Here is a 24,573-nt window from a genome sequence, read left to right on the forward strand (position 1 = left end):
ACGATTAAATTAATGTTCAAAGGCTTGCTTTCTATTATTTTTGCTTCTTTGGTGGAAAAATCAAGCCAACTCTGATCTCTATTTTCTAATGACCTAAAGCATTTTTGCATCATATTCCGTAGATATGATCTATACTTACCTACCCAAACAGCATCTGGATGAACAAACTTAAACGTTTGCCAGTATTCTTGAAGATAAAGTTTAAATAGTATTTTCCAATCTGAAGAAAAACTCATATAAAAATATTTTAACTATTTTACAAAAAAAGTCGCGAGAGAGGAAATTATTTTGTTGGGAAATATTCCCTCTCTCACTTATTTGCAGCTAGCTTTTCTCAGGATACATTGGGGTTATCGACGAAATTGGTCGAAGTCAATGTGGCCTGGGAAAATACCATGGCGACGGGGATCAACTCCATAGAGAGTGGAGTGAACATTGATCGGATTACCGTACTGATCCAGGTCGTAAGAAGTCCGACCAATGCCAGAATAATCCTCAACAATGTGTTGTCCGTCAGGAGTGATATTGAAATGGATCTTATCAGGAAGATTTCCCTCATCCATGACATTTCTCCTTCAAGAGAATGCAATTCGTAATTACCCAACACTTACGGATTGCCTACAACAAAGTTAGTCTACTTCTATCACCTAACGATTGACCATGCTCAACTTTAAGCCATTAGGATTGATAGCGTAGTTTCCGCCCGCTGCGGAGGAAGAAGTTTGATTCTATTTTTTTGTTTTAAATGTGCAAAAAAGCTCACCCAGCTGCGTTATGTAGAAAAGCAAACATCTTGCGCCGTCCAAAGCCAGAGTTTACTTTTTCTACTTTGCGATATTAATCGTAAAATGAAAAACTAGGATCTGCAATTCATATCGGATATGAATCAAGCATGTTTTTCTCTATCAAATCTCTAATATATTCACTTCTGGAAATTCTTTGTTTTTTAGTTACAAAATCCAAAAAAGTATCAATTTTAGGAGAAATAAAAAAAGTAAATCGTCTATAAAGATTATGTTTTATCTCACTAAAAGCCCAATCCAAAACCTCTCCTAAATCTTCCTGACTGTATTGAGAAACTACCATTTTATCCCGAGCTGTTAATAATCGCCTGTCAGTTTCATTTTCATACAAAAAAATGATTGGTTTTGACCGTTCAATCAACCGTCCCAAATCATAGCTGACAGCTATCGAAACTGGCATACTTCCTTCTAAAACAGCCAATTCACAACATTGCATATGGTGATCTTTTTGACTAAAACAAACTGAACAAGAGGTATTTTGGTCAAGCAACTGTTTTTTTCCCAAAATAGTATGACCAGATTTTTCAATGAGATTAATGAGCTTTAGTGCCCGCTCCTTACCAGCCAAGCCTGAGAGCGAAGCTGAAAAGTAGACTTTCATATTACATATGTATGATATATATCTTCCTCATATCGGTCTAGAAACAACAATTTTTATACTTTAAAAATAGTTTGTATCTTAAAATTTGTATCGGAATAATCCGATATTGTATAATCACACTTATATCAACAAATATGGATGGTATTACTCAGGCTTTACAAAAGCTCAATATCTCTCCCAACGAAACCAGAATCTACTTAGCTCTTCTTAAAAATGGTCCAAGTTCTATCACTGAACTGGCTAAATTAGTGTGCATTCCCCGAACCACAACTCATGAAAACAGTGAAAAATTGATCGAAAAAGGCTTAGTCAGTCGAACAATCATTGGAGCTAGGAAAAAATTGATTGCTGAAAAACCGACTAAATTAGAACTGCTACTAGCTGAAGAAAAAGTAAAGCTCAAATCCCAAAGTCAGGATATTAGCAGTATTGAAAAAAGCTTGCCTAAACTAATTTCATCTATTCAAAATTCAGTTTCAGATTTAGAAAAAAATACTGACTTTGATGTCAAAATTTATAAAGGCAAAAGCCAAATTCAAAAAGTATATTTGGATATCTTAAAAGCTATTGAAATTAGAGCTTATTGTGATTCTAAGGGAATAAGTGAGTTTTTTCCAGAAAACTATGACTTATTTACCAAAGCGCACAAAGAAAACAAACAAATGATTATGTGGGAAATTATAATTCCTCCAATTGATTTTTATAAAATCTACCTCAGCAAACTTGATATGAAAAGATATAAATACAAACTTGCTCCCAAAAACCTTAAACTACCACTTTCAATTGATTATTTGATTTATGATCAAAAAGTTGCAGTTATAAATCTAGTTGAAAACCCAACTTGTATTGTTATAAACAATCAACCTTTTTATCAAAACGCTAAATCTTTATTTGAGTTTATTTGGCAGATGATTCCAGAGTCAACACTATTTTAATAAATATGCAAACTCTAAAAAAACTTGGTTTATCTGACACTGAAATTATTCTCTATCAAACCTTGTTCAAAACTGGCCCCATATCAATAACCCAGCTTGCCAAAAAATGTCATATACCCCGCACCACCACATACGAAAATATTGAAAAACTAATTCATAAAAGATTAGTGAATTACCTTGTAAAAGAGTCTAATAAAAAAGTATTAGCTAAACACCCGATACAATTTGAGAAATTGTTGTTTGACCAAAAAATTCAGCTTAAAAACCAAACTAAAAAATTAGCTGATTTAGAAAAAGAGCTTCCCAGTATTATTAGCTCCTTATCAGCTCAAACCTTTGATTATGAATCTGATTTTGAAGTCAAAGTTTTTGAAGGCAAAGATAGTATTCAAAGATCAATTTATCAGGAAGTTTTGAATTCAGAGCTAGTTTTTTCATTCTCAAATTTAGAAAAATATTATGAAGTTTTTCCTGATAGTGTTTCTAATTGGGTAGATTCTTATATCACTAATTCGACAAGACAGTACTGGGACATTACGCTAAATACTAATTTTGCAAAAGAACTAGAGCCGATTATGAAACAAGTCAAACGTTATCATTATAAATTTTTACCACAAAGCAATGCTTTGCTTGCTGGTAATTACGCTGATTATCTGTTTTATAATTATAAAATTGCTCTAATAGAACTCGAACCGCGGAAAGTTAGAGCAATCTTAATTTATTCTAAACATCTCTACGATGGTTTTGTAAATTTGCATAAAACTATGTGGGAGTTGATACCTACTATTTAGTTTTTTTCATATCTTTTTCAATTAATTCTCGAATATACTCAGACCGAGATTTTCCTTTTTTAACTACTGCTTCGAGATGGGTAATAATTTTTGGTGGCATTAACATGGTAAATCTTTTATCAATTTGATTTTTTACTTCCTCAATTGCCAATTTCAAAGTTATTTCTAAATCTTTGATATCATGAATATCATACCCATAAATTTGTAATTTCTGCATTACCACTCCTTTTAGAGTAAATGGAACAATTCCATGATTTTTTTCATATAACACAATGACAGGCTTATTATTTTCCAAGGCCAAATTGAGCTCAAAACCAATACTAACTTCTTCTATGGTCACATCAAATACAATAAAGTCAGCTTTCTTGATCCAATTTTGCATTTTTACAAAATATTGCCGAGATTGCCTTGGAGTTTCCGCTTTAATATCTGTAACTTCCCGTTTTAAAAGATGGTATGTAATTGCTTTGTGGCCTAATTTTTCTAATACATTAAAAATGTTTTTGTAAGCCTGTTTATCTCCATACAATGAAGCAAACATATGAAATTTCATTTCTCTTCCATTTTTTCTCTAATTAAAGATCGAATATATTCAGACCGATTGATTCCCTTTTGTCCCAACTGATTGAGATAGCTATTAATATCTGCGGGCAAAACCATAGTGAACCGAGTGTCAACTTGCTCGCTGGCATATTTCAATGCAATGTTAAGAGTTTGTTTGAGCGTATTTTTAGCATAAGCTAAAACTTGAAGCCGATCAAAGTTTATGCCTTTTAGCACTGTATGGGCTCCACTTTTGGGATTTGGCTGATAGATAACAACTACTGGTTTGCCATATTGCAAAGCAATAGCTATCTCAAAACCAGCTCCAAACCCTGGATATGTTACATCGACTACCACAATATCACTTTTTCTAATCCAGTTTTGCATTTTCTGGACATACAGTTCTGTTTCTGTTTTTGGTTCTTGATGAACATAATTTAAATCCCTAGTCGCTGAATGATTAGTAATAACTTTATAACCCAAATCTTTAATAGTTTTAATGATGCTTTTGTAATACTGTTGATCACCTTCTAGTGGACCAATAAAATGAACTTTCATATCTTTTCTTCTTTCATATCCTTGATTATTAGCTGACGAATATATTCTGAACGAGACACTCCTTTTTGGTTCATCTTATCTAAATATCCTTTTATACTTGGGGTTAATATTAATGTAAACCTAGACTCTAACCACTCTTGTGCATAGACTAAAGCTTCTTTTAAAACACTGTCTATATTTTCTAAAGAATATTCTAAAAATTGTAATTTTGATTCAGAATCAGTTGCTCCTGATAAAAAGATTGGATTATAAGCTTTTGTATGAAGCGCAATCACTGGTTTCCCATTAATAAGGGCATATTGCAATAATTGGCCTATTGCTAAAGAAGATACTGTTATATCAAAAACTGCTACATCTGATACTAGAAGACTATTTATTACTGTTTGATAATGCTTTGACCATTCGGATTTAGGGAGATTGAAAAATGATTTATTAAAATTAATAATGAACTGACAAGTATGTTCATGGCCTAGTTTTTTAATTAACTCTGCAATTTTCTGATAATTTAATTTATATATATTTATCTTTGAAGGAGAGGCAAGAAAAAATACTTTCATACACAAAACCCCAGCTAGCAGCTGGGTTTTTAAATTATATTAGACATAAATATTCCTATTATTTTTCTTTTTCGAATTCTCTATCTATCCTCATATCTTCTTCAATTAACCTGCGTAAGTAGACTGCTCTTGGCATTTTTTTCTTTTTAGCAATCCAATCAAGATAGTTAACAATTTTTGGCGAAACGAAAAAATTAAATCGCACATCCATTTGGTTAGTAGCTTCCTCTAGAGCATATTTTAACTCTTTTTCTAAATCATGTTCTTCATAAGGTACTAAAAATAAACGGTCATTTTTAATACCCTCTAAAAAAGCCGGCTCGCGATCTTCTCTATAAAGAGCTACTACTGGCTTGGATTTTTCTAAGGCAGTTGTTAATTCATGGCCAACATTAGCTGTTGAAGGATATGATATTTCTACAACCACTACATCAGCTAAATTGATACTTTTCATGGCCACGGTATACCATTTTTTTCGTTCTTTCGGATCTCTGACTTTGTTAGCATATAGTTTAATATCATCTAAAATATCTTCGCCATAAAGCGTATGGCCTAATTTTTTGATAGTCTGACAAATTTTTTTATAATTTTCTTCTAGATCCTTACCTTGAGAGATTGAGGCGGTGAAGTAGATTTTCATAGTCTATTTGTTTGTACAATATGCTACAGCAAATGGGAAGAGATTACTATTCTTCATTTAAAAACTCTTTATTTTTATTCATATCTTCGTCTATTAATCTACGTAAGTAGACTGCCCGCGGCACTTTTTTCTTTTTAGCAATCCAATCAAGATAGTTAACAATTTTTGGCGAAACGAAAAAATTAAATCGTACATCTGATTGTGATTTTGCTTCTTCAAGTGCAAATTTTAATTCTCTTCTCAAAGTATTCATTTGATATCGAACCATGATTAGTTTCTCATCATTGCTTCCCTCTAATAATCTTGGTGTCTTAGCCTGCTCTTCAACTAGAACAATAGTTGGTTTATTTTTTTCTAATGCAAGTGAAATTTCATGCCCTAAGTTTGTAGAAGATGCCGATGATTCAATAATTACTATGTCACTACTATTAATAAGTTTTACAATTTTTTTATAAAACAAGACAACTTCTTCATGAGATTTTAACTTTATAGTTTCTGCCGTATCCTTTAAAACATGATCGCTAATAATTTCAACCCCTATCTCTTCAAGTGTTTTGTATATAAACTTATAATTATTTATTAAATTTTTCTTATCGGAGATTGACGCAGAAAAATAAATTTTCATAAGGCGGTTTTAAATTTAATAATAAGTATCTGAAAAATGTTTTGCATAATAATCTTGTTTAAAAGGAAATTTTTTCCATAAGCTAGCAAAATTATCATTTAATAAATTTCCAATATTATATACTAAGTTTGATTTTTCTAAAAAAGGCGAAGCAATAAGATTTCCATTGGGTAATATGATTAATGATTTTCTTAAGCCATTTTCCCAATTAACTAATTTAATACATAATTCACTATTTTTAGAATTCAGATTAGGTTTATATTGTCCAAGAACTTGATTAATTGTGTTGATAGCAATTTTCTCTGTGTCAAATATTTCTTTTGCTCTACCTTTATTAAACAATGAATAAAAAGTGATTTTATTAACTGCTATTTCTTTTCCAATTTCTATTACATCAACTAGTTCGGAGAGATTACTTTGCATCACAGTACAGACAAGTCCTACTGGTACTGAATGTTTAGCGCAAAGTTTAATATTTTGTATTACTTTTTTATATGCCCCATTTACACCAACAAAGTTATCATGAAATTTCTCTTTACCATGTAAACTAATTCTTAGATTAGCAACTCTACCCTTTAACTTTTTAATAATTTCTTCATTTAGTAAATATCCATTAGTAGATAAGCTAATTATCATTTTCTTATCAGATATAATTTGAATAATTTCAGATAAATCTTTCCTCATCAAAGGTTCACCTCCACTTATACTAATTCGTTTTATATCATTGTCTGCTAAATCGTCAATGATTTTAACAATATTTTTAGTACTCATATCATTCATCGATCCTACTTCGCTACAGTGTTTACATCTGAAATTACATGCTCGAGTTACTTCAAGACAAACCGATAAAGGAATTGGAGATTTTCTACAATATTCTCCAATTAAATATTCATCTAATTGGGAATCATAGTAGATATTCTTTCGAAGAAATTTTAAATTTTGTTTTTTCATTAATTAGTATTCCCTCCGTCCTTCAAAAGCCCGCTGTAAGGTAATTTCATCCGCGTACTCAATATCTGCTCCGGTTGGCAATCCCCGACCAATTCTGGTGACTTGAACATCTAGCTTATGTTTTTGTAAAAGGCGCTGCATATAAAGAGCTGTAGCTTCACCTTCCATGGTTGGATTAGTAGCAATGATAATTTCTTTAACTTTAATGCCATTATTTAGCCTAGGCAGTAGATCGTGAATATGAAGCTGATCAGGTCCAATATTGTCTAGAGGATTAATAACTCCATGAAGCACATGATATACGCCATTAAAGGTCCCACTACGTTCAATAGCCAAAATATCGAGAGGCTGTTCAACAATGCAAATCTGAGCATGGTCGCGATTTTGATCAGCACAAATCGGACAAGGATCACTTTCGCTAATATTGGCACAAATTGAACATACTTTGGTCTGTTTTTTAAGTGAACTTATCGCCTCGCCAAATTCATCCAAATATTCTTGAGGAACATGAAGTAGATAGTACGTTAGCCGCTGGGCTGACTTAGGGCCAATACCTGGTAAGCGCTGAAAAGCGTTAGTGAGTCGTTCAATGCTCTTGGGAGTTTTCATGATGACAGATAGTTAATTAAATCTTAATTTTCAAAATCATAACACATTTTCAGTCCTACATAACTGACATCAAGAGAGTTTTAACCAAAATTCTCTTTGAGCCGATTTTGGAATAAATCCAGAGTATAAGAATGAGAAGTAGTTCCATATTCCTCAAGTACATAAGTAGCTGCTATTGCCCCAGCTTGGCCACATTCTGCCAAAGATTTTTCCTTAAGATACCTTGATAAGAATCCGGCAATATAGGCATCACCTACTCCAGTTGGATCTTTTAAAGCCCGCGGCTTAGCTACTCCAATCATAGTTTCTTCTTTTCCAGTCTGCTCAATCATGGAGCCACGATCATTGAGCGTGGTAATCATAATTTTAACTTGAGATAAAATTTCTTCCTTGCTTAAACCAATCTTTTTTTCTAAAAGCGCTAATTCATAATCATTACCTATCAAAATTTCAGCTTTACTAATCCCTTCCAGCAGTTCTTCTTTGGTCAGTTGGGGAATTTGCTGAGCTGGTGAATAAAGATATCTAATTCCAAGTTCGTGAGCCTGTTTGACAAACTTAGCCATAGCTTTAGTGTCTGTTGGGGCAATTACCCAAAAAACGTCTGAGGCTTGCAGTTTTTGCTCTTTTAAAATGGGCTCTATTGATAAATCCACATCTTTCTGCATAGCTCCAGGATAAAAACCGGCAATTTGACAGTCTTTAATATCAGTAATCACTACAAAACTACTGGTATAATCATTTTCCAATTGTTGAATATAAGCAACATTAACGCCATGTTTTTTCAGAAGTTCAATATATTCTTGGGCATCTTTCCCTAATGTGGCTATACAAATCGGACTTTCTCCTAAAATCCCCAAATTATAGCTGATATTCCCAGCTGTACCACCAAAATTTTTTTGCAAATGATTAACTAAAAAAGAAACCGACATGACATGAAGTTTGTCCGGCATAATGTGATCGTTAAATGCCTCGGGAAAATTCATGATCTGGTCATGAGCCAGTGACCCAGAAACAATAATTTGCATAGACAGGTTTGAAATTTTGAAATTTTAATTTACAAGCAATTAAAAATTGTGAATTTCAAATAATAAATTATTACTATTGCCCCATTGCTTTTAGCATGCCAGATAAACCTCCACTCATTTCTTGCATTTTCTTAGCCGCCACTTCCTGAGATTTTTTCAAGGCTTTATTTATCGTATCAACAAGACGCTGGTTATTGGCTCCGTCAATTTGAAGTTCTTGGATTTTTTGATCACCTGAAACCACAATTCTGATTCCACTTTCTTCAATTTCAATTTTTTCAGCAGCTAAGGCTTTCTGGATTTGCATAGCCTGTTGGCGCATCTTCATTAGTTCACCACCTTGTTTAACTGTGTCAAAAATACCCATAAAATAATGACAAATTACAAATGAAAATTAGAAACTAATTTACTATTTGTTATTTGCGGATTTCAAATTTATTATGTAAATATTTCTTCTGCCATTTTAGCTAAATTCTGGTCTTTTTTCTCGTCCAGTTCCTGTTTTTCTTGTTTTTCTCCCAAAACATATACTATTCTTGGTTTACTCTGATAAAGCTTAATAAAAGCTTCTTCCACAATTTGCAAACTTTTATCAGTTTCCAATCTACCCTTATGAAATTCATAAAAAACTTTAATCTGGACTTCGTTGCCACTAACCTGGTGTGGCCTGGCACTATGCAACAGCGCTTCAACTGAGTGATTCTGAGGTTTAATGATAGTTAGTAATGTTTCCCACTTACCAACCAGATCATCCAACGAAAAATTACAATTAACTGCTTTAGTAGTTGCTGGTTCTTGTTTTGATGAGGCTGTCTGTTTTATAGCCACTACTACCTGTTCTTCTGAATTTTGGTCTTTGATTTCTGACTTATGTTCTGGCTTTTGCATTTTAATTTCCAACTCTTCTTCAATTTTTAGTTTTTCGCTTTTAGTTTTTAGTTCTTGATGACACCATTCCGCTACTACTAACTCCAAAGGTAAAGTTGGGACCAAAGCATTCTTAAGTTGCCAACCAGCTCGGAGAAGTAAAGTGATCAATTCCTGTAGTTCTGCTTCAGAGAATAAAGATTTTTTACCTGAATTAACACCGTAATTTGCCAACAATGATTCTTTTAATTCTATTAGTAAACTTCGGATAACATTCTCCCAATCAGTTCCCTGATTCTCCTGTTGGGCAATCCAGTCAAAGGCAGAATTAGCTTGACGCTTTTGTAAAAACTGTAAAAATTCACTACTGCTAACTTGAGGAAAAACAGCTATTAAAGTCTGCTCATCAATTTTCTTCCCAGCAAAAGACAGTTGCTCCAGCATTTTAGTACTATCGCGAAACCCGCCATCAGCTTTGACAATGATTTTATCAAGCACTTCATCAGAGATTTGTAGCTCCTCCCCTATAATCACCCGTTGTAACGACCGCTTTAGTTCATCATGGCTGGCTTTTTGAAACTGGACATGAAAGGATCGAGAAATGATGGTTTCCGGTAGTTTTTGCGGTTCGGTGGTCGCTAAGATAAAAACCACATGCTCCGGCGGTTCTTCTAAAGTTTTTAAAAGCGCATTAAAAGCTTCTCTGGTCAGCATGTGTACTTCATCAATCACATACACTTTTTTAGCTAAATTTAAGGGGGCTTGAGCAATGGTCTCGCGTAAAGCTCTAATATCATCAATGCCACGGTTACTGGCTCCATCAATTTCAACTACATCAACAGCCATACCCTTGGTAATTGAGGTACAAGCATCGCACTGATTACAAGGTTCGATGCTTCCTTTTTTCTTATTGGTACAATTAATAGATTTGGCTACAATCCGAGCTGCTGAAGTCTTACCTAAACCTCTAGCTCCGGAAAACAAGAAGGCATGGGGAATGCTGTCTGATTTTAAAACATCACCTAATTGTTTGCGAACGGTTGCTAAATCCAGTTCGTCAATGGTTTGCGGTCGGTATTTAAGATAAAACGTCATAGAAAAATGAAATCAAAATACTATTTCAAATCCAATGACATACTACAAAATATCTGAGGAAAATACAAACTGGGAATAGTTTACTCGTGATGAATTCCTAAAAGATGAAACATGCCGTGCTCAACTAGTTGAGCCACTTCTTGATCAACAAGAAGTTTGTGTTTATTAGCCTGGCGTCTAGCTTGAGGATAAGAAATAAAAATCGTCCCTAAACGCAGGGTTTTATCTGGATAACTCACAAAATTATCTTTTTTGTTTAGTTTTTCATTGAGAGGAAAAGATAGAACATCAGTAGTTCCAGGTTCATGTAGGTGTTTAACGTGTAGTTGAGTCATCTTGCGATCACCTATGACATTAATTTCTACTTCCACATCAAAACTTATCTTCATTTCGGAAAGAACCCGAGCCACCACTTCTTTAATTTGGCGGCGGCGAATAGGGTACCTGGAACTAGCGGTAATAAGGACATGAAGCATGTTTAACCCAATTTTTCTCTAACTACATCACTTACTAATTTGCCATCAGCCTGACCTTTAGTTTTAGCCATGACTTGTTTCATAACATCTCCAAAATTAGCCTGATCACCTAAGGAAGCTAAGGTCTCATCAACGAGCTGGACAATCTGAGACGTATCCATTTGAGCTGGTAGATAGTTTTTGATAGTTTCGGCTTCATAGCTTTCTTTATCAATCAAATCCTGACGATTAGCCTTTGTAAACATGGCAATAGACTCTTCTCGTTTTTTGAGTTCACCACGCAAAATTTTGACAGCTATTTCATCAGTTACTTCTGCTCTACTATCAATTTCTACTTGTTTTAAAGCCACTTCTAAAGACCGCAAGGCATCAGCCCGTTTTTTATCTCGAGCTTTAACAGCTTCCAAAAAGTTATTTCGTATTGTAGTTCTTAGCATAGCTTATCCCCTTCTAGCAGCTTGAAGACGGCGTTTGCGCCGTTTCCGGTATTCGTCTTTCTTTTCTTTACGAATGAGGGATGGTTTTTTGAAAAACTCTTTTTCTTTGAGCTTATTTAAAATATCGTCCTGCTGAACTTTTTTCTTAAACTTCTTGATAACTTGATCGTTTGTATCTTGTGGCCCAGCAACAACTACGGTTGCCATAGCAAAAAACACCTCCTCTCCAGGTATTAATCATGCAAACTTATTTATGAGGCTTATTGTACTAAACAAGCGCTGAAATTGCTATGAGGAAAATGGCTACTAATGATTAAATAAACCTATTAGTTCTTCAATTCTTAGTTTAGAAAATTTAGAGTCAGGATTTTTATAGCTGCCGTTTAAAAGCATTTTTTTGCTAGCATGCAAAAACCAGGTGGCTTCCGGATCAAGCTCTTTAGCTTTTTGACAAGCCTGAGCCAAGTCTACTTCCGAACTGGGATTGGCTTTGATCCGCACCATACCATCGGGATCTTTACGAACCACTAAAACATAGCCGAGCTTCTGAGCAATTGGTAAAACTTCGTCATTTTTAGAAACAATAGCTAAAGCTTTTCCCCACTGGCTTTGAAACTCTCTGCCCTGAGAATTAATTTCATTTTCGGCGTCAACTTTTAGCTTCATCATCGTATAAATCCCATCCAGACAAGTTGAACCAAAATCAATAAGACCTTGATCAGTTAACGTATTATTGTGTTTAAGCCCATCAAGAATTTCCCCAAACATAAATTGGTAGCGGTCAGCCGAAGCTTCCGGCCAACAGCACTCATCAAAATGATCGTCAGCCAAAATCACTTGAACTAGTCGGTCCAAAGCTTCATCTTCCTGTAAATAGTCATATTTGATTTTAAGCTGTTCCAACACCAGTAAAGCAGCACAAGTGCGCTCTCCAGTCTGGTGATGATCAAATTGGCCCATCCCCGTATCAACATGGATAACGTCTGGATCACTGTCAGCCGTTTGGTCTTGGTAGGTTTTACCGGCTGAAACAAAAGCTACTCCAGCTTCAATCATCTCTTGATCAAAGCGCCGCAGCAACCACACGCTGCAAATTGCATCTGGATCAGGGTTGGTGTGAGTAATAATCAATTTATCCGACATCAATTAATTTTAAATTTAAACTTTTTAATTTGAATTCAATTTTTTAAGTTTTAATTTTTATTTCTAATACTGGACACTATTTTACTAAATATTAAGATAAATTGTTTATTTTCTTGCCAAAGTTCTCTTAATTCGGTTTTTATTTCATCAGAATTTGCAGTACTTGCAATTAGTTCTAGCCAATACAGGGTTTCTTTGGATTCTTTTTTACAGATGTAAATTTTGTTTTGAAAATCTTTTTTACTTGAAGCTCCATTAGCTTCTCGGTAATTAGCTCCAACACTTGTACCTGATCGTAAACATTGATCTATAAGTGGACAAGAGATAAGATTTTTGGGGATTTTTTGTAACAGTTTTATCAATTTTTTAGAAAAATCTAATGTTCTATCTTCCAAATCATAATTGTTTTCAAATTTTTTCATTTCAAATTCATTTTAAATTGAAAAGTTAAAATTTCAAATTATTTAAGTCTTTCAATTACTTCTTCCAGGCTCAATAGTTCAACCTCTTTTTCCGTTCTTTTTTTGAGTTCAATCTTATCTCCAGTTTTAGCAGAAACTACCAAACGAACCGGGCAACCGATCAAATCGGCATCGGCAAATTTTTGGCCTGGGGAAACATCTTCACGGTCATCCCAAAGAACCTCAATCCCTGCTTCAATTAGCTTTTGATGTATGCCTTCTGCTTGGATGCTGTTTTCAGCATTTTGAATACTAATAAGATGGACTTGAAATGGAGCCACACTTTCCGGCCAAATAATACCCCGCTCATCGTGATGGATTTGCACTACCGCCTGCATACTCCGACCTACTCCAATTCCATAACAACCCATATAGTAATAAGCCTGACTTCCATCAACTGCCGTGTAGGTAGCATTCATCCGCCTACTGTAATGTTCGCCAAGTTGAAAAATATTACCAACTTCAATGCCTTTTTTCTCTACTAGAACTTTTCCATCTGGAGTTTTTAAGCCTGGTTTAGCCAAAGCTATATCAGCTTCTAAATCGTGTTTAAAATCCCGACCATAATTGACGTTAATAGAATCGGTAGTTTCTTCCTTTTGCCCGCCAATAAAATTTTTAACTGTATAAAGTGACTTATCCACCACATAAATCACTTTTGCCTTCTTGCTTTTGCCTTTTGACTTAAAGCTGTGTCCCCAAGAATGCACATAGCCAGGTTTAGTCCCAATAGCTGCCAGATCTTCAAGCTTAGCCTCTTCCAGCTGCTCAACTGCATTAACAACATGTTCCAGTTTTTTGACGTTAACGTCTAAATCCCCACGAATAACAGCAATGATAATATCGCCAGTAGTGATATTTTTATACACCACATTCTTCAAAAACCGTTCCTGCGGCAATTGGTAATGTTTTAAATTATCTTCCATGGTATGAACCCACTCAGGCTGGTCAATAATTTCCATGGGTTTTTCAGGATCATCAGGATTAACTGGTTCCAGTTTAAAAGTCGCTACATCCTGATGGGCACAGTAACTGCTATCTTCAGTCACTAAAAAGGTGCTTTCGCCAATTTCACTTTCAGCTACATATTCATGACAATATTCGCCGCCAATATAACCATTGTCTGAGGCAACTCTGATTGTTTCCAAACCTATCCGGTTAAAAATTGTTTGGTACGTCTGCCCCATAGTCTCATAGGTTTTCGCAAATTCCTCAGCATTTTTATCAAAAGAGTATGCATCTTTCATTAAAAATTCTCGAACTCTGAGCAGCCCTCCTCGAGCCCGCAGCTCATCACGGAATTTTTGAGAAAACTGGTAAATATTGAAAGGTAAATCTTTATAAGAAAGCGGAAATTTACGTACCACATCCACAAACATTTCTTCAGCCGTCCCACCCAAAGCAAATTTAGCTCCGCGTCTATCCTCGACTAACATCAGTCCAAAATTACCAGCATTATCGCGGTTACTCTCTTGCCACAGCTCCAGCGGATGTAAAACTGGAGTGATCATCTCCTGAGCGCCAGATTTATCCATCTCTTCTCGAATAATCCCAATGATTTTGTTTCGTACCCGCATCCCCAAAGGCAACATAAAATAGCGGCCAGCTACGCTTTCGCGAATAAAACCGGCTTGAACTAGTAAACGGTGCGAATCAAGCTTGATATTTTTAGAAACTGATTTGACCGTTTTGCCAAAGAGTTGCGAATATTTCATGTTTTATTTATTGCTCTTTTGCAACTTTTGCCAGCTAAATTTGATGAGAAAAACTAAGGGAAAGCTGAAACTGAACCCGAGCTTGTCGAGGGTAAATTTCAGAAGGGTTTTCCCAGTTTTTCGAATCTATAATTTACTGGCTAAGTTGTAACGAGCTGTCTTTTCTTTTTTATCCTATTTTTTATTTGGACAAACAAAGAAAAAATAGGAATTATTAAAATTACTTTATCCTCTTATCAACCGTATCACATCACCAATAGTAACTAAAACCATTAAGCCAATAAGTACTGCCATTCCCGCCATATTGATATATGCTTCAATAGCTGGTTTGATCTTTCGGCCAATGATGCCTTCGATCATAATAAAGACAAATCGACCGCCATCTAAAGCCGGTAGCGGTAAGATATTTACCACTGCTAAATTGATCGATAAAATCCCGATAAACTTGATCAGCGGCAAAATCCCTTGTTCGGCTACTGTTGAGGTAATTTGATAAATTCCCACTGGGCCAGTAACTTCCGGAGTTGCTCCTTTGAAAATACCACTTACCATCGTTCCCAATCCTTCAAGCATCATTTTAGTCCAAGCATACGTTTCTTGGACTCCTACCCAAACACCCCGAAACGGCATCTGCCAAGCTGGATAAAAAACATTGTCATAATTGGAAACCAGTACTCCCACTGCTCCTTCTTCTGGTGGATAGGAAGTCCGAGGAGTAACTGGGATTTGTAAGGTTTTATGATCACGTTCTAAAGTAACAGTAACTTGAACCCCTTTTTTATCTTTCAGATAATCAACAAAATCTGATGTTTGATCCATAGCAATACCATCAATAGCCAATACTCTATCACCTTCGGAAACCCCAGCAGCTTGAGCTGGAGAATTGGCAGCTATACCTTGAACTGTAATATAGTCAACTTCTTGAGGAATACCAACGGTTGAGTAAATTAAAGAAAAACAGAAAACACCTAAAAGCAAATTCATCGCAACACCAGCTAAAATAACCAGTGACCGCTGTCGTTTGCTTTTGTGATAAAAAGCTCTTTTGGAAAGTTTGGCTGATAGTTTTTGTTTAGAGTCCATTTGCCCTTCTTCTTCACCAAACATCCGGACAAAACCGCCAAATGGCAACCAGTTTAAAGAGTAAATAGTTTCGCCAATTTTTTTACCCACTGCTCTTGGCGGATACCCAAACCCAAACTCTTCAACTTTAATACCAACCAGTTTGGCTGCCACAAAATGACCTAGTTCATGAATCAAAACTACAATAGAAAGAACAATAAGAAAAATAATGATTGATGGAATCATGACAGTTTATAATCAATCGCCAATTACCAATAAATATGATTGGAAAATTGAGAATTGAGAATCTTAGACTTGCATTAATTCTTCTTCTTTGGCTTTGGCTAAGCCATCAATGTTAGCAATAATATCGTCGGTAATTTTCTGTAATTGCTCAATATCATTATGAATATCATCTTCACTCACTCCAGCCTGATCTTTTTGAGCTTCAATATCACTTTTAGCTTGTCTGCGTTCATTACGTACCATTGCTCGGTGTGATTCGGCTTTTTGGTGAACCAGTTTGACAAATTCCTGACGTCTTTCTTCTGTCAGTGGTGGAATATTAATCCGGATAATATCGCCATCAACCACCGGATTGAGTCTGGCCTCCGAAGCTGCTAATCCCTTTTCCATATCTTTTAGAACACTCTTGTCCCAAGGTGAAATTATAATATGATTGGCATCAGGCGCTGAGATTGAAGCTAGTTCGCGCACTTCCATCCAAGTGCCGCCATATACACTTACTTTGATATGCTCGACTAGACTGGGTTTTGCCCGACCGGTTTTCATAGTCGCTAAATCATCAGTCAAAAGTTGAACAACTTTTTCAGCTTTTTCTTGGAAGCTTGTCAAAATAGGATTCATAAGTATAACTAAAAATCAAAGTTGTAAAGTTAGAGCGATAAATTTTGATTTAAAATATATAAGATGCCAACTTTTAAACTAGACTTTTAAGTTTGGTTTTATCTTATCAGGTTGCTCTGTTTTTGTAAAAAGAATTTTATGTTATATTTTAAATATTATAAATATTTATTCATGAAAGGTATTTTCTATGAGTGAATTTACATCAGGTGTCCCAGAAATAGAAAGTGTGCCAGCAGCTCCCCAAATACAAACTTCAGAACAAACTGGAAATGATAGAGATCAGCTTTTTGGACCAGATGGCAAGCCGCAATGGGAAAACGTATTGAAATGGATGACAAGTCCCAGCACTTTTAGACAAATGGCAGAAGAAATAAGAGGTGCAATTGAAGATCCGGTCAAAAGAAAAGAAATGACTGAAAGTTTAGCTCACTTTGGAGCAGATCTGTTTGCACTATTAGGGGAAATAGCTAATGAATTTCCCCTCTCTTCAAAAAAAGAGGATAAGGAAATACCAAATCAACAACAATAATCTTTTTTAAACAAAGTCTCTAGGAGAGATAATAATAAGCACACTTTTCTGGTGTGCTTATTATATTTATTTAAAAATTAAGTATTAAATTGCCAATCGTTTAAACTCAATTATTTGAATATTTTCTCCTAGTTTGGCAATAGCTTCTTTGATAAGATCATCAATCGTTTTTTTACTGTCCCGAATATAGCTTTGAGCTAAAAGCTGCTTAACATCTTTTGGCTCCATCGAAGCAATCTGCATTGCAATTTCAGAAGCCAAGGTTTGAAATTCAGAAGTTTTAGCTACAAAATCGGTTTCACAACCTAGTTTAACTAAAGCTCCAATTTGACCGCCAGCATGGATATAAGCCGTTACCAAACCATCGCCAGTTTCCCGATCAGCTTTTTTGGCAGCTTTATCTAAACCTTTTTTTCTAAGCCAATCTTTAGCTTTGGCAATATCACCATTACTTTCAGTTAGAGCTTGGCGAACTTCCATCACTCCAGCCTTGGTCTGGGCTCGTAATTTTTTGATTTGATCAACAGAAATGCTCATATGCTCTTGTCATCTTGAGTTTTGAGTTTATCGAAGAACGAAAGATCTTATCAATAAGATTTCTCGACTTCGCTCGAAATGACAATACTATTTATTTTGTAACTTCAATTTTAGCTTTAGCAGCTAGTTCTTTGCCTTCAATCACCGCATTAGTAAAGGCTTCAGTCATAAGTTTGATTGAGCGCACGGCATCATCATTACAAGGAATTGGATGATCGATTGGTTCAGGATCAACATTGGAATCAACTAGAGCATATAGCTTAGCTCCATTGTGTTTAGCTTCGGCTACAGCAGCTTTTTCCCGATTAATATCAATAATAAAAAGTATTTGGGGTGGTTGAGCAAGATCAACTATTCCGCCAAAAAGTCGTTCCAATCTGGTCACTTCTCGATCCAGCAAAACTCGTTCCTTTTTAGTATATTGTTTAAATTCACCACTTTCGAGACCAGATTTAAGTTTTTTTAACCTATCAATACTTTGTTTAACTTGTTGCCAGTTGGTAATAGTTCCTCCAGCCCAACGGGAAACAATATAGGGAACTCCAGCTCGTTTAGCTTCTTCTTTAGCAATAGCAGCAGCCTGACGTTTAGTGGCTACATAAGCAATAGTTTTGCCAGCAATCATGTCTTGTTTGACTGCTTCACAAGCTTCCTGTAAAAGCTGTTGGGTCTTTAAAAGATCAAAAATATGCACTCCATCTCTGGATTGCCAAATGTAAGGAGCCATTTTGGGATACCATCTTTTAGCCTGATGGCCAAAATGAACCCCAGCTTCCAGCATTTTTTCTAATGAAACCACAGATTTATCAGTCTTGTCTGAAGACATAGTAAATCTCCTTTAATCCCGAAATAAAATAATAATGTTTGTTCGGGTTGCCGCCACACCTGACAAAATAACCATTTTGTCATTCTGAGCTTGACTGAAAGTCAAGTCGAAGAATCTTGTTAATAAGATTCCTGCCTGCCAGCAGGCAGGTCTCGACTTCGCTCGAAATGACACAATGAGTCAAGGAGTTTTCAAGGTGTGTGAGTAATGGATGGAATTATAGCCTAAAAAACGGGGTTTTGCAAAAAACTATCTTCCTTTAGCAATAATCCCATTAATGGTATTACGGTAATTATTAATATCTGCTTCAGCTTGTTCTTTATCTTTTTTATCCTGTTCGCACTGATCTTTAAAAAAATCACTTCCATTACAAGTTATACTCATCGATGCTACTGCTCCATTATACGTTGCAGCAGAGCTATTGAATCGTTGCAGATAATATTGCAAATCATCATAATCTTGTTGGCTATAACATTTATTACTGGCAAATTCCCCTTCTCGAATATTAAATGGAGTACAACTGGAAACCTGTGAATTTGTATTAGTCGATTGCTGATTGTTGCTTTTATTACTATTAAGAAACTGGGTTGTTAAATCAGATATAGTTTCATTTACATCACGATATTTTAAATTTTTCCTCATCATCAGCATATCTTCATCTAGTTGAGCACTGATAGTAGCAAATTTTTCCTCGTCAACTCCCCACCACTTGATTAAAAACAGTTTTTTTTCATCCTTGCTCAATCCTACATATTGTACATCTCTAAATTCTTCTCCTTCAGAATTCGTTCCTTTTACATAAACCAAATCTAATGGTACTTCTCCCCATTTCAGCGAATCTTCATGACTGACTTCATAATCTTTATTAGCTAATGCCAAAGCTAGGTAATCTTCTTGTGTTAAAGACTTAGTATTATCAACACAAATAATTTCAAAACCTGGGTTGATACCACTTTCATCATCTTGTGATTTATAAAATAAAAATGACCCCCAAGCTACTTCATGAGGTAAAACATTTTGATCTAACGTAATAAAGGCTTCTGGTTTTAAGGGATATTCTTTAAAGATCCATTTTCTGTCTTTTCCTTCATAAGTATCGCTAGTATTAGTTACCGGAACAGATAAACCACATGCTGAGGGTATATATGAAGTAATCCTTTCTGCCTCTTTTTGTTCAAGATTTTCAATTTTTTCCTTATTCTGTATGAGTTTCTCGATATCCGGAATCTTGCTTTGAATTGTGTTATAAAGCAGGATTCCTAATGTAACTGCCATTATCCAACCGAAAATAGCAATAAGCCAAACCCAGATAGTGTTAGTTTTTTTAGTCCAATCAGTTTTTTCTTTAGCATCCTTGTACAAAGTTACCGAATAGGCCATAAAGTACCAAGACACTAACATATTTCCAAAAATCATAATAAACCTAAACATCAATCCCAAGTTTTTATTCACAGCTTCCAGCAACAAAGGTAAGAAAATCATTATTCCTAATACAATCCCAACCATAACCAACCAACGTACTAAAATTTCGCCAAAATGTTGGATAGTTATTTTCAAACTTCCATTAATTGCTTTAAAAAGACTTTTCCCAGATAGAGCTACTTCATAAGGAACAAACATCAACATCAAGCCAAAAATTAAAACAGGAATAATGAACAAAAACAAACCACCTAAAATAATAATTTGAGTTAAGATTAGAGTTGCTATAAGAGGAATCGCTAGACTAAACCCTATTCCAAGTGCTTTTCCAAAACTTCCTTCTTCTCCCTTTTTATCAATGACAATAATTGAAGCAATTTGTAGAGCTGCTTGAATAATCACAAAAAGCAAGAAACCTAAAACTAAAGCTATAAAAGGAACGAGCAATGTAGAAAAATTACTTGTTAACAGATTACTAAAATTAAAGGAACTCAAAGAAGAGATTTTAACACCAATACTTATTATCACCACTAACCCTATAATTCCAATTGAAATTAGACTTAAAACAAAAGACAGCAGAGATATTAAAAACAAATTCAAAATACTCTTTTTAAAGGTAAGCCAAGATTCTGATAAAAGCTGTCCAATAGACATGAATTCTTCAGATTTTATAGTATTGTGATTTACGATTTCGCTTTGGATAGAATTTTTTTCCATATATTTCAAAAATTGATAATTATATTATTGTAGACACAAATAAAAATGTAATACAAGAATGATTCGGTCAATAAAGATTTACTTCTCTACACTATCTTTTCCCAACCCGCTATAATTACTAAGTATAAGAAGCATAGATGTGCTTTTTTGAATAACTAACGTATGGCTGCCAATCAAGTACTAGCTCCAGTTTTAACTTTTTTTGAGCTGCGCGTTCCCAAAACCTCTGAAACTTCACCTGAAGCTATGGCCGCTTGTCTCAAAGCTTTACCTCGGATTAAAAATTCTTTACTCAAACGGTTGTTCGGAAAATCTCAAGCTTTGTCTTTTGAAATTATTGCTTGGAATCAACGCATTTATTTTATGGCAGCTTGTCCAACTACCTTTGGCTCTTATTTTACTAGTCAGTTAACTGCACAATATCCTCAAGCTTTGATTTCTCCAGTTGGCGATTTTCTGCCTTTCTTTTTTGGCAAACAAAGCAGTTTTAAAGATCAAATGGATCATGCCAGTTTTGGCAAAATTAGGCTGGAAAAGCCGTTTTATTTGCCTTTAAAAACGTATGCTGACTTTAAGGATGTTGACCCCCTATCAACCGTTTTAGGAACACTGGCTAAAACTGATCCAACTGACAAAGTTTTGATTCAATACCTTATCAGTGCTCCCAAAGGCAATTGGCAAGTTCATGGCCAAAGTATAGCTAATAAAACCTTTTCTACTGGCGAACCAGATAAAGTTATGCCTCATCCCCAAAAAACTCTGATTGAGCAAAAATGCAGTCAAACTGGATTTGGTGTTGATATTAATGTCTTGGTCCACAGCAAAAATAAATACCAATCAGAACTAGTTTTGACCAATTTAGCTGGAGCCTTTGCTAGCCTGTCTCATGGTGAAGGCAATAGTCTAAAGCTATCTAGACCAATGTTTTGGGATAAAACCGGCTGGTTTACCAGTATTATGAGTCGTATGCCGACTTATGGTAGTAATGCTCAAGTTTTTACCAGCGATGAACTAGCTACCTTATTTCATCTACCTAACCAAAATTTAATCAATATTAAAAATATTGCCTGGGGCGGCACCCTTAAAGGCGAACCCCCCGAAAATTTAGTTATTGCTGCTGGTTTGACAGATGAACAAAAGCGGGATATCAACTTTTTTGCAAAAACCGAATTCAAAAACAAACCAACGGTGTTTGGGATCAAACGCATTGACCGACGTAAACACATCTATGTGATCGGAAAAACTGGTACTGGGAAATCAACCTTGATTGCCAATATGGGTATTAATGACATGCGTAATGGAGAAGGTTTGGCAGTCATTGATCCTCATGGTGATCTGTGTGAAACTTTGCTCGACTATATTCCTAAGTTTCGACTTAATGATGTAGTTTATCTTGATCCAACTAATGTTGAGTATCCGTTTCGGATGAATCCTCTAGAAATTACTATTCCTGAGCAGGCCGAGTTGGTAGCTTCTGGGATTGTTTCTATTTTCCATAAACTGTTTGGCTACTCCTGGGGACCACGGCTAGAGTACATTTTACGCAATACTATACTAACTCTTACAGCTGTACCAAATAGCACGCTTTTGGATGTGCCTAAACTGCTAACTAATAGCGCCTATCGTAAACAGATAGTTGAAAAAATTGACGATCAGGTTTTGAAAAACTTCTGGTTGGATGAGTTTGGTCGACTTGATGATCGGGCTCGGACTGAAGCTGTTTCTCCAATTTTAAATAAAGTTTGTCAGTTTATCACCTCACCCAAAATTAGGACAATTCTGGAGCGGCCCCATTCCAGTCTTGATCTAGAAGATGTTATGAACAGCGGCAAAATTTTACTGCTTAATTTAGCCCAAGGCCGCCTTGGTGAAGATAATGCCGCCCTCCTTGGTGCCATGTTTATCACTAAAATCCAGTTAGCTGCCATGAACCGTGTTGGCATTCCCGAAGACAAACGCCGTGATTTTTATCTTTATGTTGATGAGTTTCAAAATTTTGCCACTTCTTCGTTTATTAAAATCCTATCCGAAGCTCGTAAGTACCGGCTCAATTTAATGGTCGCTAATCAGTATATGGGCCAAGTCGAAGAAGATGTTCAAAAAGCTATTTTTGGTAATGTTGGCACCTTGATTTCATTTTTAGTTGGTGCCGCAGATGCTACTATGCTCAACCAAGAATTTGGCAATTTATATGAAGAAGCTGATTTAGTCGGCTTGGATAATTTTGAAACGATTACCAAAATTTCAATTGATAACCGAACCTCCACTGCTTTTCCAGCCCGAACATTACCACTACCAAACTGTCGCAATCAGAATCGGGAAAAAGCCATTCGTCTTTCAGCTGAGCGCTATGGCAAACCTGACAAGCAAAAAGTTGAGCCAGTTCCAGTGCCAGTTCAACCTAACCAAGCTCCAACTATCAAACCATTAACTAGACCAACTCAACATCGAGATCAGGCTGAAGCAGCAATGGCCAAACTGATCGGTCAAAGTCATAATCTAAATCAGGTAAATTCACCAACATATGAAACTCAAAAAGCAACTAAAAAATCAAAAAACCGCCATAAACCATATAAAAGAAATCGCAATCAACAGGTAGAAAATAGTCAAATTCCCCAATCTAAACCTACTCCTAATCGCCCTAGATTTGTAGTAGAAGAAGTGAAAGACTAAGATTTTATTCTTGCTTTATAATCGCTTTTTTAAAAAATAGTCAAGAAACTGTTTTTCGAATTCTTTTTAATAATGTCATCGCAATGTTTGCTGCCTTTCTGAGAAGGCAAGTTCGATGACATAAAATGAGAAAAATTGTTTCCTGAACATTTTTTAACCTAAGCGAGAGTTTTCTTTTGCCTATTTCTTTGTCGGCACAAAGAAATAGGCTTTTGTAACTTTGGACAAGCCCTGCTTGCCGGCAGGCAGGAAAGAAAAAATAGGAATAGCATTTGGCAAGACAAAGAAAATAGGTTTCAATATTTAGAGAAAAATTCCTGCTTAAAAAAATTTACTTTATCTCTTTTATAATCCCTTCTAACAATTTCCTCATTTTTTCACTTTGAGCTTGAGCATTAGCTAAAACTTCCTGATGATTATGTTTAACAAAAGCCAAATTGGTCACACATGACAAACCCAATACTTTAATTCCTAAATGATTAGCCATAATAGTTTCTGGTACAGTACTCATACCCGCTGCATCTGCCCCTAGCTTTTCTAAGGCAATCTTATCTGCAAAGCTTTCAAAATTTGGTCCTTTGTAATAGGTGTAAACACCTCGATGATAAGCAATATTAAATTTTTGGCAAACATTACAAGCAATATCTTGTAAATTTTTATCAAAAGCTTGAGACAGATCCTGAAAATTAGAACCAGTTAGAGGACTTTGGCAAAAAAGAGTCAGTATATCTTTTAAAACTATAATGTCGCCAACTTGATAATTTTTATTTAGTCCCCCAACAGCTGAAGTTAAAACAACCATTTTAATCCCTAATTTGGCCAAGGCTTGCAATGGCCGAGTTACTTCTTCGCTACTATAACCTTCATAGGTATGAAAACGGCCAGCCATAATCCAAACCGACCTATTATTAAGTTTGCCTAAAAGTAAAGCGCCTTTGTGACCTAGCACTCCAGCTCCTTCACCAAAAACTCGAGCAAAATCAAACTGCTTCTCAACTTTCATTCCTTCAACCACACTATTCCACCCAGAACCTAAAACCATTAAAACATGAGCTTTGTCCTGATAAGCTTGCAATTTAGCAATGATTTCATCAACTTGAAACATAAA

General features: G+C 35.3%; 27 protein-coding genes. 4 read left to right on the forward strand and 23 right to left on the reverse strand.

Annotated elements, in window-relative coordinates; translation table 11 throughout:
* Positions 1-870: 870 nt before the first annotated feature.
* Positions 871-1,404 carry a hypothetical protein gene (locus GYA49_01915; protein NMC35777.1) on the reverse strand — a complete coding sequence of 178 codons (534 nt, stop codon included), beginning with the start codon at positions 1,402-1,404 and terminating at the stop codon, positions 871-873.
* Positions 1,405-1,538: 134 nt separating this feature from the next.
* Between GYA49_01915 and GYA49_01920 the strand changes: the two genes are divergently transcribed.
* Together GYA49_01920 and GYA49_01925 are read left to right on the forward strand one after the other, a co-directional pair.
* Positions 1,539-2,339 (forward strand): winged helix-turn-helix transcriptional regulator, encoded by an 801-nt coding sequence (locus GYA49_01920; protein NMC35778.1) that lies wholly within the window; start codon positions 1,539-1,541, stop codon positions 2,337-2,339.
* A gap of 5 nt (positions 2,340-2,344) precedes the next feature.
* Positions 2,345-3,130 (forward strand): hypothetical protein, encoded by a 786-nt coding sequence (locus GYA49_01925; protein ID NMC35779.1) that lies wholly within the window; start codon positions 2,345-2,347, stop codon positions 3,128-3,130.
* Here the strand turns inward: GYA49_01925 and GYA49_01930 are convergent.
* From GYA49_01930 to frr, 18 genes are all read right to left on the reverse strand, one after another.
* A complete protein-coding gene (locus tag GYA49_01930; GenBank protein NMC35780.1) occupies positions 3,123-3,671 on the reverse strand; it encodes a hypothetical protein in 549 nt (182 codons plus the stop codon). The two genes, GYA49_01925 and GYA49_01930, sit on opposite strands and share 8 nt — an antisense overlap.
* 8 nt (positions 3,672-3,679) lie before the next feature.
* Positions 3,680-4,231 carry a hypothetical protein gene (locus GYA49_01935; GenBank protein NMC35781.1) on the reverse strand — a complete coding sequence of 184 codons (552 nt, stop codon included), beginning with the start codon at positions 4,229-4,231 and terminating at the stop codon, positions 3,680-3,682.
* Positions 4,228-4,788: a hypothetical protein gene (locus GYA49_01940; protein NMC35782.1), complete on the reverse strand. Its 561-nt coding sequence runs from the start codon at positions 4,786-4,788 to the stop codon at positions 4,228-4,230. The genes GYA49_01935 and GYA49_01940 overlap by 4 nt, the downstream gene beginning before the upstream one ends.
* A 58-nt stretch (positions 4,789-4,846) precedes the next feature.
* A complete protein-coding gene (locus GYA49_01945) occupies positions 4,847-5,428 on the reverse strand; it encodes a hypothetical protein (GenBank protein ID NMC35783.1) in 582 nt (193 codons plus the stop codon).
* A 46-nt stretch (positions 5,429-5,474) separates the two neighbouring features.
* Entirely contained in the window at positions 5,475-6,053 is a 579-nt protein-coding gene (locus tag GYA49_01950; GenBank protein NMC35784.1) for a hypothetical protein, read from the reverse strand.
* A gap of 15 nt (positions 6,054-6,068) precedes the next feature.
* On the reverse strand, positions 6,069-7,004 hold the full coding sequence (locus GYA49_01955) for a radical SAM protein (protein NMC35785.1): 936 nt from the start codon (positions 7,002-7,004) through the stop codon (positions 6,069-6,071).
* Between the two features lie 3 nt (positions 7,005-7,007).
* Positions 7,008-7,613: a recombination protein RecR gene (gene recR / locus GYA49_01960; protein NMC35786.1), complete on the reverse strand. Its 606-nt coding sequence runs from the start codon at positions 7,611-7,613 to the stop codon at positions 7,008-7,010.
* Positions 7,614-7,693: 80 nt separating this feature from the next.
* Positions 7,694-8,641: a carbohydrate kinase family protein gene (locus GYA49_01965; protein NMC35787.1), complete on the reverse strand. Its 948-nt coding sequence runs from the start codon at positions 8,639-8,641 to the stop codon at positions 7,694-7,696.
* 73 nt (positions 8,642-8,714) lie between these two features.
* Positions 8,715-9,008 carry a YbaB/EbfC family nucleoid-associated protein gene (locus GYA49_01970; protein ID NMC35788.1) on the reverse strand — a complete coding sequence of 98 codons (294 nt, stop codon included), beginning with the start codon at positions 9,006-9,008 and terminating at the stop codon, positions 8,715-8,717.
* Positions 9,009-9,079: 71 nt separating this feature from the next.
* Positions 9,080-10,603: a DNA polymerase III subunit gamma/tau gene (dnaX, locus tag GYA49_01975; protein NMC35789.1), complete on the reverse strand. Its 1,524-nt coding sequence runs from the start codon at positions 10,601-10,603 to the stop codon at positions 9,080-9,082.
* A gap of 80 nt (positions 10,604-10,683) precedes the next feature.
* Positions 10,684-11,079, reverse strand: a complete 396-nt coding sequence (gene ybeY, locus GYA49_01980) for an rRNA maturation RNase YbeY (GenBank protein ID NMC35790.1) — start codon at positions 11,077-11,079, stop codon at positions 10,684-10,686.
* Between the two features lie 2 nt (positions 11,080-11,081).
* Positions 11,082-11,516 carry a GatB/YqeY domain-containing protein gene (locus GYA49_01985; protein ID NMC35791.1) on the reverse strand — a complete coding sequence of 145 codons (435 nt, stop codon included), beginning with the start codon at positions 11,514-11,516 and terminating at the stop codon, positions 11,082-11,084.
* A gap of 3 nt (positions 11,517-11,519) precedes the next feature.
* Positions 11,520-11,723 carry a 30S ribosomal protein S21 gene (rpsU, locus tag GYA49_01990; protein ID NMC35792.1) on the reverse strand — a complete coding sequence of 68 codons (204 nt, stop codon included), beginning with the start codon at positions 11,721-11,723 and terminating at the stop codon, positions 11,520-11,522.
* Between the two features lie 99 nt (positions 11,724-11,822).
* Entirely contained in the window at positions 11,823-12,659 is an 837-nt protein-coding gene (locus tag GYA49_01995; protein NMC35793.1) for a chromate resistance protein, read from the reverse strand.
* Positions 12,660-12,709: 50 nt separating this feature from the next.
* On the reverse strand, positions 12,710-13,081 hold the full coding sequence (locus tag GYA49_02000) for a four helix bundle protein (protein ID NMC35794.1): 372 nt from the start codon (positions 13,079-13,081) through the stop codon (positions 12,710-12,712).
* Positions 13,082-13,119: 38 nt separating this feature from the next.
* Positions 13,120-14,835, reverse strand: coding sequence for a proline--tRNA ligase (locus GYA49_02005; protein NMC35795.1), 1,716 nt, complete (start codon positions 14,833-14,835; stop codon positions 13,120-13,122).
* A 225-nt stretch (positions 14,836-15,060) separates the two neighbouring features.
* Complete coding sequence (gene rseP, locus GYA49_02010) at positions 15,061-16,143, reverse strand: RIP metalloprotease RseP (protein NMC35796.1); 1,083 nt, start codon at positions 16,141-16,143, stop codon at positions 15,061-15,063.
* Positions 16,144-16,206: 63 nt separating this feature from the next.
* Positions 16,207-16,764 carry a ribosome recycling factor gene (gene frr / locus GYA49_02015; protein NMC35797.1) on the reverse strand — a complete coding sequence of 186 codons (558 nt, stop codon included), beginning with the start codon at positions 16,762-16,764 and terminating at the stop codon, positions 16,207-16,209.
* A gap of 187 nt (positions 16,765-16,951) precedes the next feature.
* Here frr and GYA49_02020 point away from each other — a divergent pair, with 187 nt between their 5' ends.
* A complete protein-coding gene (locus tag GYA49_02020; GenBank protein NMC35798.1) occupies positions 16,952-17,293 on the forward strand; it encodes a hypothetical protein in 342 nt (113 codons plus the stop codon).
* An 84-nt stretch (positions 17,294-17,377) separates the two neighbouring features.
* Here GYA49_02020 and tsf read toward each other — a convergent pair whose 3' ends face one another.
* From tsf to GYA49_02035, 3 genes are all read right to left on the reverse strand, one after another.
* The gene (tsf, locus tag GYA49_02025) at positions 17,378-17,830 is read right to left on the reverse strand and encodes a translation elongation factor Ts (protein NMC35799.1); all 453 of its coding nucleotides are present in this window, start codon (positions 17,828-17,830) and stop codon (positions 17,378-17,380) included.
* A gap of 91 nt (positions 17,831-17,921) precedes the next feature.
* Positions 17,922-18,656 (reverse strand): 30S ribosomal protein S2, encoded by a 735-nt coding sequence (gene rpsB, locus GYA49_02030; GenBank protein NMC35800.1) that lies wholly within the window; start codon positions 18,654-18,656, stop codon positions 17,922-17,924.
* Positions 18,657-18,905: 249 nt separating this feature from the next.
* A complete protein-coding gene (locus GYA49_02035) occupies positions 18,906-20,792 on the reverse strand; it encodes a hypothetical protein (GenBank protein NMC35801.1) in 1,887 nt (628 codons plus the stop codon).
* Between the two features lie 162 nt (positions 20,793-20,954).
* On the opposite strand from GYA49_02035, the gene GYA49_02040 reads away from it, so the two are divergent.
* A complete protein-coding gene (locus GYA49_02040; protein NMC35802.1) occupies positions 20,955-23,465 on the forward strand; it encodes an ATP-binding protein in 2,511 nt (836 codons plus the stop codon).
* A 331-nt stretch (positions 23,466-23,796) separates the two neighbouring features.
* Here the strand turns inward: GYA49_02040 and GYA49_02045 are convergent, their stop codons facing one another.
* Positions 23,797-24,570 (reverse strand): purine-nucleoside phosphorylase, encoded by a 774-nt coding sequence (locus GYA49_02045; protein ID NMC35803.1) that lies wholly within the window; start codon positions 24,568-24,570, stop codon positions 23,797-23,799.
* Positions 24,571-24,573: the final 3 nt, after the last annotated feature.

This window comes from Candidatus Beckwithbacteria bacterium (assembly GCA_012797845.1).
GTDB lineage: Bacteria > Patescibacteriota > Microgenomatia > UBA1400 > UBA1449 > JAAZOH01.

What these genes read in the sequence shown, in the direction of transcription:
- GYA49_01995 (NMC35793.1), bottom strand. Translation starts at nt 12,659, where the DNA reads ATGTCGGATAAATTGATTATTACTCACACCAACCCTGATCCAGATGCA.
- GYA49_01985 (NMC35791.1), bottom strand. Translation starts at nt 11,516, where the DNA reads ATGCTAAGAACTACAATACGAAATAACTTTTTGGAAGCTGTTAAAGCT.
- rseP (NMC35796.1), bottom strand. Translation starts at nt 16,143, where the DNA reads ATGATTCCATCAATCATTATTTTTCTTATTGTTCTTTCTATTGTAGTT.
- rpsU (NMC35792.1), bottom strand. Translation starts at nt 11,723, where the DNA reads ATGGCAACCGTAGTTGTTGCTGGGCCACAAGATACAAACGATCAAGTT.
- GYA49_01920 (NMC35778.1), top strand. Translation starts at nt 1,539, where the DNA reads ATGGATGGTATTACTCAGGCTTTACAAAAGCTCAATATCTCTCCCAAC.
- GYA49_01925 (NMC35779.1), top strand. Translation starts at nt 2,345, where the DNA reads ATGCAAACTCTAAAAAAACTTGGTTTATCTGACACTGAAATTATTCTC.
- frr (NMC35797.1), bottom strand. Translation starts at nt 16,764, where the DNA reads ATGAATCCTATTTTGACAAGCTTCCAAGAAAAAGCTGAAAAAGTTGTT.
- GYA49_01945 (NMC35783.1), bottom strand. Translation starts at nt 5,428, where the DNA reads ATGAAAATCTACTTCACCGCCTCAATCTCTCAAGGTAAGGATCTAGAA.
- GYA49_01915 (NMC35777.1), bottom strand. Translation starts at nt 1,404, where the DNA reads ATGAAAGTCTACTTTTCAGCTTCGCTCTCAGGCTTGGCTGGTAAGGAG.
- GYA49_01955 (NMC35785.1), bottom strand. Translation starts at nt 7,004, where the DNA reads ATGAAAAAACAAAATTTAAAATTTCTTCGAAAGAATATCTACTATGAT.
- GYA49_02020 (NMC35798.1), top strand. Translation starts at nt 16,952, where the DNA reads ATGAGTGAATTTACATCAGGTGTCCCAGAAATAGAAAGTGTGCCAGCA.
- GYA49_01940 (NMC35782.1), bottom strand. Translation starts at nt 4,788, where the DNA reads ATGAAAGTATTTTTTCTTGCCTCTCCTTCAAAGATAAATATATATAAA.
- GYA49_01935 (NMC35781.1), bottom strand. Translation starts at nt 4,231, where the DNA reads ATGAAAGTTCATTTTATTGGTCCACTAGAAGGTGATCAACAGTATTAC.
- tsf (NMC35799.1), bottom strand. Translation starts at nt 17,830, where the DNA reads ATGAGCATTTCTGTTGATCAAATCAAAAAATTACGAGCCCAGACCAAG.
- GYA49_01965 (NMC35787.1), bottom strand. Translation starts at nt 8,641, where the DNA reads ATGCAAATTATTGTTTCTGGGTCACTGGCTCATGACCAGATCATGAAT.
- GYA49_02035 (NMC35801.1), bottom strand. Translation starts at nt 20,792, where the DNA reads ATGGAAAAAAATTCTATCCAAAGCGAAATCGTAAATCACAATACTATA.
- rpsB (NMC35800.1), bottom strand. Translation starts at nt 18,656, where the DNA reads ATGTCTTCAGACAAGACTGATAAATCTGTGGTTTCATTAGAAAAAATG.
- GYA49_02005 (NMC35795.1), bottom strand. Translation starts at nt 14,835, where the DNA reads ATGAAATATTCGCAACTCTTTGGCAAAACGGTCAAATCAGTTTCTAAA.
- GYA49_01970 (NMC35788.1), bottom strand. Translation starts at nt 9,008, where the DNA reads ATGGGTATTTTTGACACAGTTAAACAAGGTGGTGAACTAATGAAGATG.
- GYA49_02040 (NMC35802.1), top strand. Translation starts at nt 20,955, where the DNA reads ATGGCTGCCAATCAAGTACTAGCTCCAGTTTTAACTTTTTTTGAGCTG.
- ybeY (NMC35790.1), bottom strand. Translation starts at nt 11,079, where the DNA reads ATGCTTCATGTCCTTATTACCGCTAGTTCCAGGTACCCTATTCGCCGC.
- GYA49_02045 (NMC35803.1), bottom strand. Translation starts at nt 24,570, where the DNA reads ATGTTTCAAGTTGATGAAATCATTGCTAAATTGCAAGCTTATCAGGAC.
- GYA49_01930 (NMC35780.1), bottom strand. Translation starts at nt 3,671, where the DNA reads ATGTTTGCTTCATTGTATGGAGATAAACAGGCTTACAAAAACATTTTT.
- GYA49_01950 (NMC35784.1), bottom strand. Translation starts at nt 6,053, where the DNA reads ATGAAAATTTATTTTTCTGCGTCAATCTCCGATAAGAAAAATTTAATA.
- GYA49_02000 (NMC35794.1), bottom strand. Translation starts at nt 13,081, where the DNA reads ATGAAAAAATTTGAAAACAATTATGATTTGGAAGATAGAACATTAGAT.
- dnaX (NMC35789.1), bottom strand. Translation starts at nt 10,603, where the DNA reads ATGACGTTTTATCTTAAATACCGACCGCAAACCATTGACGAACTGGAT.
- recR (NMC35786.1), bottom strand. Translation starts at nt 7,613, where the DNA reads ATGAAAACTCCCAAGAGCATTGAACGACTCACTAACGCTTTTCAGCGC.